The following is a 1,205-nucleotide window of genomic DNA, read 5'->3' as shown; positions in this document are numbered from 1 at the left end:
GCGCTGGTAGGTTTCTACAGCTTCGTAATAGTCCTCTAAGTCCTCTAGGTAGTTTTCTAGAGCTTCACGCACGTAAATAGAAGCAGGACGCTTAGTAGACGCACTCAACGCGTCCAAACGCACTTTCAAATCAGAAGGCAAACGCAAACTCAAAACATCACTCATGTAAACAAGTATACACCCACGGACACAATTAGAGGGTTGGGTGCGCCTGGTTTTAGCGGGTTTGCCCGCGCTTGCGTGACGTATACGTGGTCGCGTTTCGTGGCTGTTTTGAGCTGTTACGATCGCGGATTTTGCCTAGATTATTTCTCAGGCTTGCCCGCACGTCGCTCACTGTAGCGGGCTTCTGAGGTTCATCTGAGGGCGTTTCTGAGCGCTTTTCCATGTGCGCGGGGTGGATATACCCATCACGCGTTGGCATTAGCTCCTGTGTACGGTATTCGTCAGCGTCTTTAAGCAGATTTTCAATATGCTTACGCCCAATCTCCCGTTCCCCGGCGTTGGGGTAAAACGGCGGTTGTGACGGGATATTTTCCAGCTCAAACCGCGTTATCAGCCGTTCTGCTGGCTCACCTAAAGCAAGGTGTTGCACAGCATCGTATGCGCGCTCATATGTGCTCCAGGCTCGCTCCTCCCCCTTATACCTAGCGATGTCTTGGGGTGCGGTCACGGTCCTAAAGTGTTCTCGTTTTGCTGTTTCGATTGCTTTCCGCACCTGAGCATACTCAGCTGGTGTGGCGTGGGCTGGGATAGTGATTCCTGCTGTTGCCGGGTCGATTTCATGCATAAGCGTAGTGTTAAGTGTGGCGAGATTTTGCGCATATTCGAGCTTTCCCTTTTTGCGCCACATGCGCGCCGTATCCACATTTTTGCTTGCTTGCTCACACTCATATGTAAGGGCGTGGAGCTTGTCCAGCTCACCCTCGCGGTTTTCCGGTATGCACTCACTATGTAGCATCTCGTACGTCCATTCCAGGCGCTTTTTTACGCGCTCGTGAGCGCGTGGCACATACCGGCTAGCCATACCGATTATCAGCTCTCTAGCGCGCATATACGCGCGTTTCAGCGCGGTTTTGAGGGCTTGGATACGCTCGTCTAGCGTCTTTCTTTCCGCGATGGCGCGATTGGCATGCCTGATTTCTCTGTTGATTTCCGCCCGGTCAGATATACCTCCACGTTTATCGATTTCCCGACTTGCGTAT

General features: G+C 52.2%; 2 protein-coding genes. Both read right to left on the bottom strand.

The features are described from left to right. A partial coding sequence (relB, locus tag G445_RS11315; protein ID WP_022867139.1) for a type II toxin-antitoxin system RelB family antitoxin occupies window positions 1–165 on the bottom strand: 165 nt, incomplete at its 3' end. A 52-nt stretch (window positions 166–217) separates the two neighbouring features. Next, window positions 218–1,205 (bottom strand): hypothetical protein (locus G445_RS10635; protein WP_040431111.1); only part of this gene is annotated, 988 nt, incomplete at its 5' end.

Origin of the sequence: Actinotignum urinale DSM 15805 (genome assembly GCF_000420445.1) — a bacterium.
Taxonomy (GTDB): Bacteria; Actinomycetota; Actinomycetes; order Actinomycetales; family Actinomycetaceae; genus Actinotignum; species Actinotignum urinale.
The sequence above is the reverse complement of the archived record's forward strand: the minus strand, read 5'-3'. Positions and strand labels throughout refer to the sequence as shown.